At 61.8% G+C, this 15,261-nt stretch carries 13 protein-coding genes; 5 read left to right on the plus strand and 8 right to left on the minus strand.

The features are described from left to right. Positions 1 to 215 precede the first annotated feature (215 nt). Both guaB and guaA read left to right on the plus strand, forming a co-directional pair. Positions 216 to 1,673: an IMP dehydrogenase gene (gene guaB / locus ACVOL0_RS04815; RefSeq protein WP_481548113.1), complete on the plus strand. Its 1,458-nt coding sequence runs from the start codon at positions 216 to 218 to the stop codon at positions 1,671 to 1,673. A 104-nt stretch (positions 1,674 to 1,777) separates the two neighbouring features. After that, complete coding sequence (gene guaA, locus ACVOL0_RS04820; protein WP_481528763.1) at positions 1,778 to 3,343, plus strand: glutamine-hydrolyzing GMP synthase; 1,566 nt, start codon at positions 1,778 to 1,780, stop codon at positions 3,341 to 3,343. Between the two features lie 280 nt (positions 3,344 to 3,623). On the opposite strand, the gene ACVOL0_RS04825 is transcribed toward guaA, so the two are convergent. Further along, on the minus strand, positions 3,624 to 4,427 hold the full coding sequence (locus tag ACVOL0_RS04825; RefSeq protein ID WP_481548114.1) for a class I SAM-dependent methyltransferase: 804 nt from the start codon (positions 4,425 to 4,427) through the stop codon (positions 3,624 to 3,626). A gap of 1 nt (position 4,428) precedes the next feature. Beyond that, positions 4,429 to 4,920 carry a DUF2938 domain-containing protein gene (locus ACVOL0_RS04830; RefSeq protein ID WP_481548115.1) on the minus strand — a complete coding sequence of 164 codons (492 nt, stop codon included), beginning with the start codon at positions 4,918 to 4,920 and terminating at the stop codon, positions 4,429 to 4,431. 79 nt (positions 4,921 to 4,999) lie between these two features. Here ACVOL0_RS04830 and ACVOL0_RS04835 point away from each other — a divergent pair, with 79 nt between their 5' ends. Further along, positions 5,000 to 5,452 (plus strand): helix-turn-helix domain-containing protein, encoded by a 453-nt coding sequence (locus ACVOL0_RS04835; protein WP_481548116.1) that lies wholly within the window; start codon positions 5,000 to 5,002, stop codon positions 5,450 to 5,452. Positions 5,453 to 5,526: 74 nt separating this feature from the next. On the opposite strand, the gene ACVOL0_RS04840 is transcribed toward ACVOL0_RS04835, so the two are convergent. From ACVOL0_RS04840 to ACVOL0_RS04855, 4 genes are all read right to left on the minus strand, one after another. Next, positions 5,527 to 6,600, minus strand: a complete 1,074-nt coding sequence (locus ACVOL0_RS04840) for a fimbrial protein (protein WP_481548117.1) — start codon at positions 6,598 to 6,600, stop codon at positions 5,527 to 5,529. Then, entirely contained in the window at positions 6,597 to 9,209 is a 2,613-nt protein-coding gene (locus ACVOL0_RS04845; RefSeq protein WP_481548118.1) for a fimbria/pilus outer membrane usher protein, read from the minus strand. The genes ACVOL0_RS04840 and ACVOL0_RS04845 overlap by 4 nt, the downstream gene beginning before the upstream one ends. A 32-nt stretch (positions 9,210 to 9,241) precedes the next feature. Further along, complete coding sequence (locus ACVOL0_RS04850) at positions 9,242 to 9,943, minus strand: fimbrial biogenesis chaperone (protein ID WP_481548119.1); 702 nt, start codon at positions 9,941 to 9,943, stop codon at positions 9,242 to 9,244. Between the two features lie 125 nt (positions 9,944 to 10,068). Further along, positions 10,069 to 10,599 (minus strand): fimbrial protein, encoded by a 531-nt coding sequence (locus tag ACVOL0_RS04855; RefSeq protein ID WP_481548120.1) that lies wholly within the window; start codon positions 10,597 to 10,599, stop codon positions 10,069 to 10,071. Between the two features lie 1,488 nt (positions 10,600 to 12,087). On the opposite strand from ACVOL0_RS04855, the gene ACVOL0_RS04860 reads away from it, so the two are divergent. After that, entirely contained in the window at positions 12,088 to 12,978 is an 891-nt protein-coding gene (locus ACVOL0_RS04860) for an MBL fold metallo-hydrolase (RefSeq protein ID WP_481548121.1), read from the plus strand. A gap of 78 nt (positions 12,979 to 13,056) precedes the next feature. Here the strand turns inward: ACVOL0_RS04860 and ACVOL0_RS04865 are convergent, their stop codons facing one another. After that, a complete protein-coding gene (locus tag ACVOL0_RS04865) occupies positions 13,057 to 13,458 on the minus strand; it encodes a PsiF family protein (RefSeq protein WP_481548122.1) in 402 nt (133 codons plus the stop codon). Positions 13,459 to 13,681: 223 nt separating this feature from the next. Between ACVOL0_RS04865 and ACVOL0_RS04870 the strand changes: the two genes are divergently transcribed. Then, positions 13,682 to 14,518, plus strand: coding sequence for an alpha/beta hydrolase family protein (locus tag ACVOL0_RS04870; RefSeq protein ID WP_481548123.1), 837 nt, complete (start codon positions 13,682 to 13,684; stop codon positions 14,516 to 14,518). A gap of 53 nt (positions 14,519 to 14,571) precedes the next feature. Here ACVOL0_RS04870 and upp read toward each other — a convergent pair whose 3' ends face one another. Continuing rightward, the gene (gene upp, locus ACVOL0_RS04875) at positions 14,572 to 15,204 is read right to left on the minus strand and encodes a uracil phosphoribosyltransferase (protein WP_481548124.1); all 633 of its coding nucleotides are present in this window, start codon (positions 15,202 to 15,204) and stop codon (positions 14,572 to 14,574) included. Positions 15,205 to 15,261 lie beyond the last annotated feature (57 nt).

The following is a 15,261-nucleotide window of genomic DNA, read 5'->3' on the forward strand; positions in this document are numbered from 1 at the left end:
GCACTACATTGATCCTGTACGAGGAAAGCCTCTGCCGAGCCAGGCTCGGCAAGGGGCCTTCCCGGTAATGCCCCTGCCGAGCATGGCTCGGCACTACAGTCCGTGGTCCCTGAACACCTCCCCGCCAGCGCGACACTGCGTCGCACTTGCCCCCTGACATCGGCGGGCAAACAAGGGTAAAATGTCGCGCTTCCCCACATCTACCGGGCACGCCGATGCTGCGCATCCAGGCTGAAGCACTAACGTACGATGACGTTTCTCTCGTCCCCGCTCACTCCATCGTTCTGCCTAAGGACGTTGACCTCGGCACGCGGCTGACGCGCGACCTGCGGTTGAAGTTGCCGATTGTCTCGGCCGCCATGGATACCGTCACTGAAGCCCGCCTGGCCATCGCCATGGCCCAGATCGGCGGCATTGGCATCCTGCACAAGAACCTGACGGTCGAGCAGCAAGCTGCCGAAGTGGCCAAGGTCAAGAAGTTCGAATCCGGCGTCATCCGCGACCCGATCACCGTTGGTCCGGAAACCACGATCCGTGACGTGCTGGCCCTGACCCAGGCGCACAACATCTCCGGCGTGCCGGTGGTAGGCAGCGACGGCCAGCTGGCCGGCATCGTCACCCACCGCGACATGCGCTTCGAGACCGAGCTGGACGATCCGGTCCGCCACATCATGACCAAGAAGGATCGCCTGGTCACGGTGAAGGAAGGCGCGGCCTCGGACGAAGTCCTGTCGCTGCTGCACAAGAACCGCATCGAGAAAGTCCTGGTGGTCAACGACGCGTTCGAACTGCGCGGTCTGATCACGGTCAAGGACATCCAGAAGAAGAGCGACAACCCCAATGCTGCCAAGGACGCCGCAACGCGCCTGCTGGTTGGCGCTGCGGTCGGCGTTGGTGGTGACACCGATCGCCGCGTCGAAGCGCTGGTCGCCGCCGGCGTGGACGTGCTGGTGGTGGACACCGCGCACGGCCATTCGCAGGGCGTGCTCGACCGCGTGCGCTGGGTGAAGAAGAACTTCCCGAACGTACAGGTCATCGGCGGCAACATCTGCACCGGCGACGCCGCACTGGCATTGCTAGATTGTGGTGCCGATGCGGTCAAGGTTGGTATCGGCCCGGGCTCAATCTGCACCACGCGCGTTGTCGCTGGTGTTGGCGTGCCGCAGATCACCGCGATCGACCTGGTTGCAGAAGCGCTGCAGGATCGCATTCCGCTGATCGCCGACGGTGGCATCCGTTACTCCGGTGACATCGGCAAGGCGCTGGCCGCTGGTGCGTCGACGGTGATGATCGGTGGCCTGCTCGCCGGTACCGAGGAATCGCCGGGCGAAACCGAACTGTTCCAGGGCCGCTCCTACAAGAGCTACCGTGGCATGGGGTCGCTGGCTGCGATGGAGAAGGGTTCCAAGGACCGCTACTTCCAGGACGCCGCCACCGCCGACAAGCTGGTGCCGGAAGGCATCGAAGGTCGTGTGCCGTATCGCGGCCCGGTTGGCGGCATCATCCACCAGCTCATCGGTGGCCTGCGCGCGACCATGGGCTATGTGGGCTGCGCCACCATCGAAGAAATGCGCACCAAGCCGAACTTCGTCAAGATCAGCGGTGCCGGCCAACGTGAGAGCCACGTCCACGACGTGCAGATCACCAAAGAGCCGCCGAACTACCGCGCTTGATGCGGTAAGCAGAAGAGGAACGTGGACCTGGTCCCGTTCCTCTTTCTCTATCCGCCATTCGTTTTGCATCGACTCCCGTTTTCATTGATCACTTGCCGGGCTTTATGACCAACATCCATAACGACAAGATCCTCATCCTCGATTTCGGCGCACAGTACACGCAGCTGATCGCGCGCCGCATCCGCGAGTTCGGCGTCTACTGCGAAATCTGGGCATGGGACCACGATCCGGCCGAGATCGCCGCCTTTGGTGCCAAGGGCATCATCCTGTCCGGCGGTCCGGAAACCACCACGCTGCCCGGCGCGCCGGCTGCACCGCAGGAAGTGTTCGACAGCGGCCTGCCGCTGCTGGGCATCTGCTACGGCCTGCAGACCATGGCCAAGCAGTTGGGCGGCGGCACCGAAGCGGCTGACCAGCGTGAGTTCGGCCATGCCGAAGTGAAGCTGCTCGGCAACGACGCGCTGCTGGGCGGCCTGTCCGACCACAATGGCGAGCCGCGCCTGGACGTGTGGATGAGCCACGGCGACCACGTCACCCACGTGCCGCCGGGCTTCGCCATCACCGCCGTGACCGACCGCATCCCGGTGGCCGCGATGGCCAACGAAGACAAGCGTTGGTACGGCGTGCAGTTCCACCCGGAAGTGACCCACACCAAGCAGGGCTCGGCGCTGCTGAAGCGCTTCGTCACCGATATCTGCGGCTGCGCCACGCTGTGGACCGCGGCCAACATCATCGACGACCAGATCGCCCGCGTGCGTGAGCAGGTTGGCAGCGATGAAGTGATCCTCGGACTGTCCGGTGGCGTTGATTCCTCGGTGGTCGCAGCGCTGCTGCACAAGGCCATCGGCACCCAGCTGACCTGCGTGTTCGTCGACACCGGCCTGCTGCGCTTCCAGGAAGGCGACCAGGTCATGCAGATGATGGCCGAGAACATGGGCGTCAAGGTCGTGCGCGTGAATGCCGCTGACCGTTACTTCAAGGCACTGGAAGGCGTCAGCGATCCGGAAGCCAAGCGCAAGATCATCGGCAACCTGTTCGTCGAGATCTTCGATGAAGAGTCGAACAAGCTCAGCAACGCCAAGTGGCTGGCACAGGGTACGATCTATCCGGACGTGATCGAGTCGGCTGGCAGCAAGACCGGCAAGGCGCACGTCATCAAGAGCCACCACAACGTGGGCGGCCTGCCGGAAGACATGAAGCTCAAGCTGGTCGAGCCGCTGCGCGAGTTGTTCAAGGACGAAGTGCGTCGCCTCGGCGTCGAGCTCGGCTTGCCGCGCACGATGGTTTACCGCCATCCGTTCCCGGGCCCGGGCCTGGGTGTGCGCATCCTCGGCGAAGTGAAGCGCGAGTACGCCGAGCTGCTGGGCAAGGCGGACGCGATCTTCATCGAAGAACTGCGTGCAGCCGATCTGTACGACAAGACCAGCCAGGCGTTTGCCGTATTCCTGCCGGTCAAGTCGGTGGGTGTGGTTGGCGATGCACGTGCCTATGAGTGGGTGATCGCACTGCGTGCGGTCGAGACCATCGACTTCATGACCGCGCATTGGGCGCACCTGCCGTACGACTTCCTCGGCCGCGTCTCCAACCGCATCATCAACGAACTGCGTGGCGTCTCGCGCGTGGTCTACGATATCTCCGGCAAGCCGCCGGCGACGATCGAGTGGGAGTGATGGTGTGCCTCGCACGGCGCGGTAGCAACTGACGGCATTAAGTCAAATGCCCTCGTAGTGCGCGGTTCGGTCCACAGAGCAGTCCGGAATCCGATGCCAGATCCTTGGCATCGGATTTTTCTTTTGTAGGAGCAGCGTCAGCCGCGAAGCATGTACATCATCAGATGGCATGGGTGCCTGGAGGGATCGAACACCCTCAGCTTCGCGGCAATGGGCCGCTCCTGCAGACAAGCGCCTGGCCGTCCTATCAGCTGCAATACGCGCAGTACGGGAACTTGCACTACCCAGGGCGAGCCTGATCCGGCACACGAGCTTTCACTGCATTGGCGCGCGCGCGACAGCGGATACGCCCCTCGGCATCCCTCATCAGGCGGGTGCTGATCCGATCCTTGAGCAAGGCGCGCTCCTCAGCGGTCATGGCCGCGAGTGTCGAGCCGACGCTGGGTGCGCCGAGCGCCGTGGACCAGAAATCTTCAAAGTCTGCGAATGTGCGGGATACCTCGATTGCGAGGGTTTCAATCGCTTCCAGGCCAGCGCCACTCCACAACTCCCGCAGTGCCTCGATTCGTGAAGCCCCAGGACTGGGCGGTGACGGGACGGTATGGCCAAGCCCACGCATCTCCGCCAGCAACATCTCATAGGGAAAGCCGCCACCCAGCATGTCCCAGGCATATGCGGTGACGCTGCCACCCGGGCGAACGACACGCGCCATTTCAGCCACGCCCCGGGCCGGCTCGGCGACAAAGAAAATAACCAGCGGCATCACGGCGATATCGAAGACAGCATCCGGGTAGGGCAGGGCCATCGCATCGCCCTGGTCAAACACAGCTGTCTGCAGCGCTGATTGGGCTCGCGCATAGGCAAGCTGCTGTTGGGATGGATCTACACCATGGATCGAGCCCGGCGCGCAGCGCCCGATGACCATCCCGGTGAAGGCGCCGTTGCCGCAGCCGACATCCAGCCATTGCTGATGTGGTGCAGGGGCAAGCCAATCGAGAAATACCTCGCCGACAAGCTGGCTCCATACCCCCATGTAGCGCTCGTAGGTGGCGCCGTCGCGAAAGCGGATTTCGTTGGTCGTCATATCAGCCCTCACAGAACACAATCAGCGTAGCGGAAAGATAGAGCCCAAGCCCGAACACCGTATGCGTAGCCAGACTGCGCAGGCAGTTCTTCAAAGGTGTTGGTGTCTTCGATGCCATGAAGCCTGCCCCCATCGCCGGCTGCATGACCAACAGCGGCGCCACCACGGTTGCCGCGCCCACGGCCAAGGCCGGCAACAAGGAGGGTTGGTACATCCAGGACGAACCCTCCACTGCCAGCAACAGCGCCGCAAAAGCGATGCCAATGGCATAGTGGACGATCCAGCCGAGCAGTCGCTCGCTTGGAATTGCGGTTGCGTGCCGGATGCTGGTGTGTGCGAACCTGCCGCAGGCCAGGTGTCCTGCCCAGCGGCCAAGCAATGCGAAGTCCAGTGTGGGATAGCCCAGTCGCTTGAGGATCTGGGTCCAGACATCCATCACCGCCGTCGCTCCAATCCCAAGCAGTACCATCCGCGTCAAATCTTCCCACGCCATGTCCGTTCCTTTGCAATCGATGCAGTTGGCTACAACGGCATGGTAAAAGTTGAAGTCAACTTCAAGTCAAGAGGGTGCAATGGATATCGCCGAGGTCGCCAGAAGAACGGGGCTGCCGTCATCCACGCTGCGTTTCTACGAAAACAAGGGCCTGATCGTTGCGAGCCGTGGCGCCGGTGGTCGGCGCCACTTTGCGCCCAGCGTGCTCGATCAGTTGGGTCTGATCGCGCTGGGTCAGGCTGGCGGTCTGTCGCTGGACGAAATCCAGGCCATGCTGTCGCCGCAGGAGGCTCCGCGCGTGGATCGGGCGTTGTTGCTGGCCAAGGCCGATGAGATAGATGCGACCGTCAAGCGGTTGCGGGCGATGAGCGCAGGGCTGCGCCATGCAGCGGCATGCCCTGCGGTGAATCATGCCGAATGCCCGAATTTCCAGCGATTGCTCAAGGCTGCGGTCGCTGGTCGGCTGAAGCAGGGCGCGACCAGTTTGAAGGCGGCGAGACGCAGCCCGCGAGCGGGCAGTGCCAAGCAGTGATAGTGCAGAAGATCTGGGTGCCAGCAGTTGGCTGTCCCGCTGGTGGCGGCACGCCTGGTGTTTCCGGGATTGCCTCAGCGGAACGTTACATTGACCGTCGCGGTTGCGGAAAACGGCCCCAGCTTTGCGGTGTCATCGGTCCAGATCAATGAAGCGAGGAAGTCGTAGTTCATCAGTGTATTGTTGACCGGCCCCAACGGCATGGATTTTTTGAACTGGATGAAACGGCTCGGTGTATCCGCAGGGGATATCGCGATGCCGAATCCGCCATTGAGTTTGGGAATGATGAGGCTGCCGTCCTTCACGGTGTTGAGGGTGCTGATCGAGGCGATCAACATTTGATTGCTGCATTCATTACCGGCACCGGGATGGGTCATGTCGACCTGGATCTGGAAGGGAACCTGCGACTGGATCGCCCCTTTGTTGATGTCTGCAATCGGGATGCGGCCGAAATCCACGGTACTTCCCGAGTTTCCGATGATCGCGATATTCGGGCTGCAGGCTATGAAGTGAATTTTCCCCAGCCCGGATACCCCTGCGCGGAAATTTGAGTTGGGTATGGTATTCAGGCCGCCTTCGCCGTCCACTTGAAATAGATCGTAGACCCCATGGTTGTTGATGTTTCCGCTCTGGGGCGGTGGGCTGCCGGTCGCCTTGATGTAGATCGAAAAGGTGACATACAACACCATCGACGTTGCACATCGTTTGGCTTTGGCGTTGTTCCAGTACATTCTGCAGTTCTTGCGGTTTGCCGGTGGCGCGGTTCCTTGACCTGCCAGCAATCGGATGTCGCCTCTGCTGAGGCTGTGGTCGACGTTCTTGATGGTCACGCCAACCTCGATCGACGGGTGGATCTGGGCAACGGTCCGGTCCGGGTCCCAATAGAAGAACGCGTCTTCGCCTTGCGGCGCGCCTTGCGCGTCTACGCAACGGAAACTCACGGTGTAGTCGTCCGAGCGCCATAGCAGCCGGCCGCGAACCGCGTCGCCCTTTGAGATCGTGATTTCGTCGAGTAGCGGTATGACCTGGTTGACTGATTCGGTCATGGCATCCTTGCAGGACAAGGCCCACGCCGCGCTTGGCAGCGCCAACAGGAACATCAATGCTGCAAGTGCCACGCACGGTTTGTTTTTCATCTTCAAGGTCATTGTGATTGGCTTGGTGGAACGCAGGGCAACTCGATGTGCCGATAGCCCGGCAAGTTCGTGGGAGATGGGGATGCCAGCGTTTTTTCCAGGCGCATCTCGCAGCGCTGATCAGGACGGGTGCCCCAGCGCACAGAGAGTCGGTCACCAGGATGCACACCACCGACGAAAATCTCGCCCTTGGGTCCAGCGATGCCGCGGCTCAGTCCGTCACTGTCGAACACCGTTGTTCCGAGCGGCACGCGGATGTCCTCGGCCAGAATGGGGCGGATCATCAAACTGAGGCCACGACGGGTTTCAAAGTCCACCCGCGTCAATGCGCCACGGGTGGGGACGACGTTGCGGGAAATCCTGCTGGCATCGATGTCGGCGCCAAGATCGTCGGTGCGCAGGGCCACCCGATTGCTGCGATAGGCGCTGATACCGCTGACCAGACCGTAGCCGCGCCGATCCAGCCGGACCCCGGACTGGTTCTCCAGACCAAGGCCGGCACCATCCTGCGCATGCACAAGAACATTGGTACGGTGCAGTGATTGTGCAAAGGTCAGGCCATTGCGGTGCAGAACCCAACCGCCGCGCAGGCCCCAGTTGATCTGTGAGTAGTTGTCCGCAAGCGTGCTGCCGATCGTGGCCACCCCCTTGCTGCCCATGTAGCGAAGGTTTGCCGAACCGATATTGCCGACGTTGGATTTACCAATACTCACGCCGTATCCCAGTCGGTCACCATCAAGCAGGGAGCCGTTGAGGCCGGATTGGTAGCTTGCGCCGCTTCTGCGTGAGTGACTGTAGGACGCCGAGCTGCTGCTACGGCGCCGACCCAGGCGATCCAGCGGCAGTGATAGGGTCAGGCCGAACGAACGCTCGGCACGGCTGTAGCGCCCTTGGCTATGCCTGGCGAACGCGCCGAAACTGATTGTGCCAATGTGACCATTCAAACCCAGTTGTAGCTCGCGCTCACGTGCATTTGCGCCCCAATAGCTCTGATTGTTGTAGCTGGCATCGAGGGAATAGCCATCGGATATGCGTTGGTTCAGCGCGATCTCCAGCCGCTTGCGTTTGTTGTGGTAGCGCCGGCTTTGGATCAAGTGCTGTTGCGGTTGAGTCCATGGTGTTGCTTGGTCGGCAGAGTCGACCAGGTCCTCGTAGCTGGCCTCGTAGTAGCCGTGACGCCACTGCGCACGCTCCGCGCTTGCATCGCTGAAATCGTAGTAGCCGGAGGTCGAGTAGCGATGGCCTACCAGGCGAAATTCGGTGCCATGTGCATTCAGCGACTTCGAATACAGGAAGCGATAGCTTTGGCCGTTGCTGAGCTTGCCTTGCGCAAGCCGAGTGCGGGCGTGAGTCACATCGATCGACGCTGAGCCGAACCGGCCAAGGCTTTGGGCTGCCCCAACGGCCATTGCACTGTAGTTGTCGGACACTAGAAGTCCCGCATACGGTGTGGTGTCCGATGCCAAGCCACGCGCCGCGCTGGCCTGTACGAAGCGCGGCTGGTAGCGGTCATGGCCGTTGCGCAATTCGCCGGCGCTGAGCTCGTAGTGCAACAGGCCTGGTCGCAGCATGGTCTCGACTGCAGAGAAGGACTGTTTGTAGCGTTGCAGGGAGCCATCCGCTTCGACTATGGAGACTTCCAGTTCGCCACTCAGGCGATTGGGGACGATATCGTCGATCTGGAAAGCACCCGGGGCGACATTCAATGCATAGATGAGGCTTCCATCCTGACGTATCTCCACACGCGCATTGCTGGCGGCGATGCCGCGTACAACCGGAGCGTAGCTTCGCTGGCTGTATGGCAGCATTTCGTCGTCGTTGGATATCTGCAGGCCACGGAAGCGGACGCTGTCGAAAACACCATATGCGGTATAGGTATCGCCAATCGTCAGTCTGCTGTGCGATGAGCTGAAGTCGGTTTCTGCACGGGCTCCCTGTGTTGTCCAGTGTGTCCCGCCGGCCCTGCTTGAACGGCTGCCGCTGGCGGTGTGGCGGAAGCGCCACATGCCAGCGTTGAGCGTACTGTTGATCGATGCAAAGAAGTAATCATCACGACGCTGTTTTCCGTGGCGGTTGTGCGCCCCATTGAAGGCATAGTCGACCAATAGTGCATTGATCCCCTGGTCACGCAGCGCTTTCGGAATATGGCCGCGCGGCAGGTTGACAAGATCCACCTGCGGCACACGTAGATCCAGCCGCTGCTGGTTGCCGTTGTAGCTGACGCGCGCATCGGGAATGGCGCGGGCAAGTGCAACGCAGCCATATGCACCGGCTGCGCCAACCTCCGCATCTTCCAGTCGGATGCCCCATTGTTTGAGGCGACTGTGCGGGAGGCAGGGCTGGCTCTGGCCGGTTGCTGACATCGCAAACATTATTTCTTCACGAGCCACCTCGCTACCGTTGAGGTAGATGGCGAAAAGATAGGTGCCAGGCAGGATCGCACCGGGGCTGGACAGCGCGGCGACATCGCTGTGGGCGGCGTCGCCGCGCAGGAAATCCAGATTGAAACCTGGTGTGGCAACAGCGCTGCCGATACCAAGTGCGTTGAGGGCGACCGCGAGCGGTGCCAAGCGCGGGGCGATGTTGCCCCTCCGCAGCGTTACACGGATTCTGCGAAGCATGAAGGAATTCGCGAAGTGGGTCGGGGGTTTACTTAGCGACGCAGTGGCACGTCGGTGACATCGCTGATGCCGCCGTAGTCGTTGATATAGCCAAAGCGCAATGACTGCGCACCGTTGAGATTGAGTTTGGACGCCGGGACCGAAAGCGTCTGGCCGGGTGCAATCATGTCCAGCTCGATGTCGTTGCCGATGCCTGCGGTTGCCAGCCCCTGCAGATGGGAGAAGGTGATATGCATCGGGCTGGTGTTGCGGACCTCCAGCCGTTGGCCGTCGATCCGCCATTGCAAGCTGCGCGCGGCTTGATCCAATGTCTTGTTGAGGGAAAGTGGCCGGTAGAGCAGCTTGATGCGTGTGCGGATTGCCACCTGCAGCACATTGTCGGCCTCGGCAGTGGGCGGAATCTCCTGCACGTTGATCCATAGCAGTGATTCCCTGTCCTCGGGTAGTCCGCTGCCGGCGTAGATGGTCCGAACAACTGCCTGCTCGCCTGGGGCCAGCTGCATCAGTGGCGGGGTGATCACCATAGGAAGGTCTTGCGGGGCCACGGTGTCATCACCGCTGTCCAGCCAGGTCTGGATCATGTAGGGGAGAGTGCTCTTGTTCGCCAAGGTCACTGCAGCCGACGCGGATTTGGCGTCATAGATCACGCGTGTGGTCTGCACCTGCACTGCCGCACCGGCGACATCGGACAAACAAGCACATAGCGGGATGGTCAGGACAACAGGCCATTTCATTGTCCGGCAGAAAAGGGCGCGCATGAAGTTCATCGGGCTTGCCATGGAGTTCAGTGATGGGGAGTGCTGGCTTGATGGGCCGCGGGGCTGCCAACGGCGATGCGTGGCCGGCCCCGCGGAGGAAATCAGCGGTACTCGATCGAGAACGTCGAGTTCGCGTCGGCATCACCTGCGCCGACTTCCTTCTCAAACGACTTGTAGCGTGCCTTCAGATTGACGGTTGCCTTGCCGGTGGCGGCAACGGTGACCAGTGCTGGATCAACCAAGTCCTGGTTGATCGGGAAGACCTTGTCGTTGTTGTCCAGAATTTCAATGCCAACGCCGGTTGCCTTGCTCACCGCAAGCAGCTCCGGATGGCCGGTTGGGGTGGTGCCGTCAAACCGCAGCGTGTAGGTACCGGCTTCGCAGTTCTCCATGGTGATGTTGAAGCTCTTGGGCGCGGAAACATCACCCGCGTCCCTGAACAGCGTGGTCGGGAACGTGCCGATGGTGACGGTCTGGTCGACGCTGGCCGTGCTGACGTCACAGGTGGATTGGACGATCTCACCCTTGAAGGTGATGGAGCCCGATGCTGCCTGCGCTGCCGGTGCTACCAGGCAGGACAGCGCCAGTGCCAGTGCTGCGGTCTTGAGAATGTTGCTGGACTTGAAATTCATCTGGTGTTCCTGTGTGTTGAGGATGGTGGCCGCGACGTTTGTGTTTTCGCCGAGGTTTTGGTTGACCGCGATGAGCCCTGCAGCGCAGGTCATGCGGTTTGAAACTGACGCTTGGCGATGGCAACCGTGCTGCGACGCCACTGCGTGCGTGTTGGCAAAGCTGGCGCGGTGGTTGGCTCATGCGGACTTCTGCATGAGTGGTTGGGGACTCACTCCAGGAGCGGCGAGCAAGCGTGGCGGTGGAGCTGCTATCCGACGGGAGCATCGTCGGCATAGGTGATGGCGCCGCTATTGGCGGCGCTGGACAGCGCACATGGCGATGTGTGTGTTCTGACGTTGGTGGCTGGACGCGCTGTGGGTGGGCTGCAAACAGCCCGCCCACAGGGCGGCAGATCGCAGTGCGGAGCAATGCGTCTGTTTGCGATCTGGTTTGTTCTTGCCGTGTGTTTTGTTGCCTGCCTGCTCAGCAGGTGAAAGCCCGAAGATCATGCGCTGGCACAGCGTCCCTTGGCGACGTGATTGCAGCGCAGTGTGTGCCCGACCTGGAGTCGCCAGCGAAGGTGGCCATGGATCTCCGGTCGTGCGTTTTCAGTTTGTAATTTGATGGAACTTGTCTGGCCTTGAAGCTTTGCTGTGAGCCGAAAATATTATGTTGCCCGCCTGATCCAAGCTGTAGGTATTTCCCAAAGCGTGGACGGCGATAAGTGATGACGTTGCCGGGAACTTGTGCTGATGCGCGTCGGGATCGCACCTGGAGTTCCCTCGAATGCAACGCTTCGATGTGTGAACGCACGCACGGGTGGTGTTGGCGGAACTAGCGGCCAATTGAGGGCGTGCATCCAAGCAAACACGGCCTTGCTGTTTGCCCGTCAGGCTGGGGCGCGCGTGGCTGGGGCTGCTGCGGGTGAATGTTCACCTGTTCAGGTTTTTGTGGCCGGGTGTTCCTGCTGCGTCCGCCGTTGCGTGCGGTAGCGCAAACGCATCTGCCTGGTCGGCTGGAGCATGCACGTGGAGTTCCAGCGCTGGCAGTTCAACTGACGGGGGTGTGGCGGCGCATATGCAGGGCGATAGCCGTGGCTGGCGAAGGCCCAGTGCCACGCCGCACGCTTCGCTGGGTTTGTTCTGTGCCGGCGCATGAGCGCGCTGGTCTGGGGCCCAAAGGAGTGCTGGCATCGAACCGGTGGTGATGGACAGGCGGCGACCTTTCGGCGACCCGGTCGGCAGGAGTAGACCCAATGCCGGCACCGTGTTCGACAAGGTCTGCATCCTGGCTGCGTGGGAATGACAGCAGAGAGGTGAGAGCAGGACAAAGCAAGCGCAAGCCCCAAAGGCCAGCCTGTTACCCCCAGCAACTCCACCCAGCCCATCAGCAACCGCCTTGTCCGGAACTGGGTGCAACACTGCGTTTCCCGCCTGTGCAGTGCCCGGGCAGTTGTCTTCCGCCTGATCCTTGCGAATATTTAACGCACAGCGGGTAGAATTTTTCATATGAAACTATGGTCGATTCGCGGTAACTCGCAAAAACTCGATGGCGGCGCAATGTTCGGCAACGCCCCCAAGGCCCTGTGGGAGCGATGGGCAGCGGCCGATGAGTCCAATCGTATTGAATTGGCATGCCGCGCCCTGTTGGCCAGTCCGCTGGGGGGCAAGACTGTCCTGTTCGAAGCCGGTATCGGCGCGTTCTTCGAGCCCAAGCTTCGTGAGCGCTATGGTGTGCAGGAGTCGCGGCATGTATTGATCGACTCGCTGCGCGAAGCCGGCTTTGAGCATGAAGACATCGACGTGGTCGTGTTGAGTCATCTGCACTTCGATCATGCAGGTGGGCTGCTGGCACCGTGGTCGGAAGGTCGCGGGCCGGAGTTGCTGTTCCCCAATGCGACCTTCGTGATCGGGGCCGAGCATTGGGAGCGGGCCAAGCACCCGCACCCGCGTGATCGGGCCAGCTTCATTCCCGAGTTGACGGGATTGCTGGAAGCCAGCGGGCGCCTGGAAGTCGTCAGTGGTGCCTATTCAAAAGCATTGGGCGAGTCGGTGCGTTTCAGCTTCAGCGATGGCCATACGCCAGGCTTGATGCTGGCCGAGATCGTCGGCCCTGAGCGGGTAAACGGCCAGTCGCGTGGTGGCGTCGTGTTCTGTGCGGATCTGATCCCCGGCCGCTCCTGGGTGCACGTGCCGATCACCATGGGCTACGACCGCAATGCCGAGCTGCTGATCGACGAGAAGCGCGCTTTCCTGGAAGACAAGCTTGCACGCAACGTACACCTGTTTTTCACCCATGATCCGCAATGTGCGATGGCGCAGGTGGTACGTGACGAAAAGGGCCGCTTTGGTACTGCCCATGAGGTGGGTGAGTTGAAAGCGCGTTCACTGGCTGCCTGAGCGCTCCCGGCAATATGTGACGCGAACGAAAAAAGCGGGGCCTATAGGCCCCGTTTTTTTGTTGTCTGCAGATGGTGATCAGTGGGTGCGCAGGCAACTGCTCATGAAGGTTTTGCGGGCATCGCCCACCAGGTGTTTGCTTGCAGCATCCGTGTTGCAACTGGCCATGCGTTGTTGCGGGGTAGTTGCGGCGGTAGCGGTATGTGCAGCCGGCATGGGCTTCGGAGCAGCCGGCGACGGTGCCGTCATTGGCGAGTGCGCTGCCATTGCAGGTGCTGCCGCCGCAGCCGGGGCGGCGTGGGTGGTCAGGCAGCTGCGTTGCGCCTGCTTGTAGGCGTCGCCCTTCATGCCTTTGTTCTTGGCCGAGCAGTCGGCCATGCGCTGTTGTTGTGGGGTACGCGTAGCGGCGGTTGCAGCGTTTGCGGCGAGGGGAAGTGCGGTGACCAGCAGCAGGCAGGCGAGCAGGGCGGGGCGGTACATGGTGAGCTCCTTCGCGGGTGGTGGTAGGGAGCATCCGCCTGCGGGGGAGTAAATCTTCGTCAACCGACGATGAAACTTTTTTAATCGTCGATGGGACCCGGGGATTTGCGTGGCGCAGGCGCCCCGTGCTGACTTCCGGCACTGCAGAAACTGACTTCCGGCACTGAATCCGGGTGTTGCCAGCAGCGACAGTCGTCGCATCACTTTCTGCCGGGATATCGCCTTGAAACGTCTTTCTTTGCTTCGCCGTGCCGTATTGGCCTGCATCATGTTGCTGGCTCCAGCCGCGTTGGCGGTTGCTGCTCCCGCCGAGGTGGTGCCGCTGCAGGTTCGTCCTGATCGCGCGACCACGATGGCGATATGGGGGCCTGCGCAGGTACGTGGGGTGGTGCTGTTTTCCTCGGGGCACGGTGCCTGGCCGGAGCGCTACGAGCGACTGATGCAGGCGTGGTCGGACGCCGGTTTCGTGGTGCTGGCGCCCTTGCACGTGGATTCGGTCAAGTATCCAGGACGGGAAAAGTTCTCACTGCAGCAGGGCTTGGGCGAACGCTTCGCCGACATGCGCGCGGCCAGTGCTTACGCCTCCGAACATTGGCCTGGGGTGCCGGTGGCCGCAGCGGGGCACAGCCTGGGGACCTTGATTTCGGCTGCACTGGGAGGCGCGCTGGCGCAGTTGGGGGCGCTGCGTGATACCTCGGTGGTGGCTGTACTGGGTTACTCATCGCCCGGAAAGATTCCTGGGCTGATAGGGCCCGAATCCTATGCAACGCTGGCAGTGCCGCTGCTGCTTGTCAGCGGTGACGAGGACCGGGTGCCGGGCTTCGTCGTGGATCCGGCGGATCATCTGTATGCAGTTGAAACCGCACCGGCCGGTGACAAGACCGCGGTGGTGCTGGCGGGCGGCGATCACAATCTGATCGGTGGAGAGCCGGAGCAACTGTTTGAAAGAGCCCGGCAACTGGGCACTGCGTTCCTCCAGGCCGAGTTGCTTGGAAACGCGTCGGCGCGTGGAGTATTGGCCGCTCCGCCGGCTGCGGGTGAACACTGGCTGCGGCGATGACGTTGGCGTGGCTGCCGGCAGATGCCCGCAGCCACGTGATGCGCGGACCGGCCTCAGCCAACCCGGGTGCCGAAGATGCGGTCGCCAGCATCGCCCAGGCCCGGCAGGATGTAGCCCTTCTCGTTGAGGCGCTCGTCGATGGCGGCGGTATACACCTCAACGTCCGGGTGCACGGCTTCCAGTGCCTTCAGGCCTTCCGGTGCGGCGACCAGGAAGATGCCCTTGATGCGGCGTGCGCCAGCGCGCTTGAGCATGTCGATGGTGGCGATCAAGGTGCCGCCGGTTGCCAGCATCGGGTCCAGGATCAATGCGTCGCGCTCTTCCAGGCGGCCCGTCAGGCGCTCGAAGTAGGGCACCGGCTGCAGGGTCTCTTCATTGCGCTGCAGGCCAACCACGCTCACTCGGGCGGCCGGAATCAGCGACAGGACGCCGGTCAGCATGCCCAGGCCGGCACGCAGGATCGGCACCACGGTGATCTTGGCGCCGGCAATGCGTTGTACCTGCACCGGACCGGCCCAGCCGGGCATGGTGTGGCTTTCAGTTTCCAGGTTGGCGGTGGCCTCATAAGCCAGCAGGGTGCCCAGTTCGTTGACCACCTCGCGGAAATCCTTGGTGCTCATGGATGCATCGCGGAGCAGGCCGATCTTGTGTTGGACCAGGGGGTGGCGGACTTCGACGATTTTCATGGGCGTGATCGGACTGGAGAAGAGCCGCCATTTTAACGCTTCTGGGTCCGCGCCTCC

This window comes from Stenotrophomonas sp. STEN021 (genome assembly GCF_056760175.1).

Excerpts from the sequence above, each read along its gene's own strand:
- ACVOL0_RS04850 (WP_481548119.1), bottom strand. The coding sequence starts at position 9,943 with ATGAAATGGCCTGTTGTCCTGACCATCCCGCTATGTGCTTGTTTGTCC.
- guaB (WP_481548113.1), top strand. The coding sequence starts at position 216 with ATGCTGCGCATCCAGGCTGAAGCACTAACGTACGATGACGTTTCTCTC.
- guaA (WP_481528763.1), top strand. The coding sequence starts at position 1,778 with ATGACCAACATCCATAACGACAAGATCCTCATCCTCGATTTCGGCGCA.
- ACVOL0_RS04825 (WP_481548114.1), bottom strand. The coding sequence starts at position 4,427 with ATGACGACCAACGAAATCCGCTTTCGCGACGGCGCCACCTACGAGCGC.
- upp (WP_481548124.1), bottom strand. The coding sequence starts at position 15,204 with ATGAAAATCGTCGAAGTCCGCCACCCCCTGGTCCAACACAAGATCGGC.
- ACVOL0_RS04840 (WP_481548117.1), bottom strand. The coding sequence starts at position 6,600 with ATGACCTTGAAGATGAAAAACAAACCGTGCGTGGCACTTGCAGCATTG.
- ACVOL0_RS04860 (WP_481548121.1), top strand. The coding sequence starts at position 12,088 with ATGAAACTATGGTCGATTCGCGGTAACTCGCAAAAACTCGATGGCGGC.
- ACVOL0_RS04855 (WP_481548120.1), bottom strand. The coding sequence starts at position 10,599 with ATGAATTTCAAGTCCAGCAACATTCTCAAGACCGCAGCACTGGCACTG.
- ACVOL0_RS04845 (WP_481548118.1), bottom strand. The coding sequence starts at position 9,209 with ATGCTTCGCAGAATCCGTGTAACGCTGCGGAGGGGCAACATCGCCCCG.
- ACVOL0_RS04830 (WP_481548115.1), bottom strand. The coding sequence starts at position 4,920 with ATGGCGTGGGAAGATTTGACGCGGATGGTACTGCTTGGGATTGGAGCG.
- ACVOL0_RS04865 (WP_481548122.1), bottom strand. The coding sequence starts at position 13,458 with ATGTACCGCCCCGCCCTGCTCGCCTGCCTGCTGCTGGTCACCGCACTT.
- ACVOL0_RS04835 (WP_481548116.1), top strand. The coding sequence starts at position 5,000 with ATGGATATCGCCGAGGTCGCCAGAAGAACGGGGCTGCCGTCATCCACG.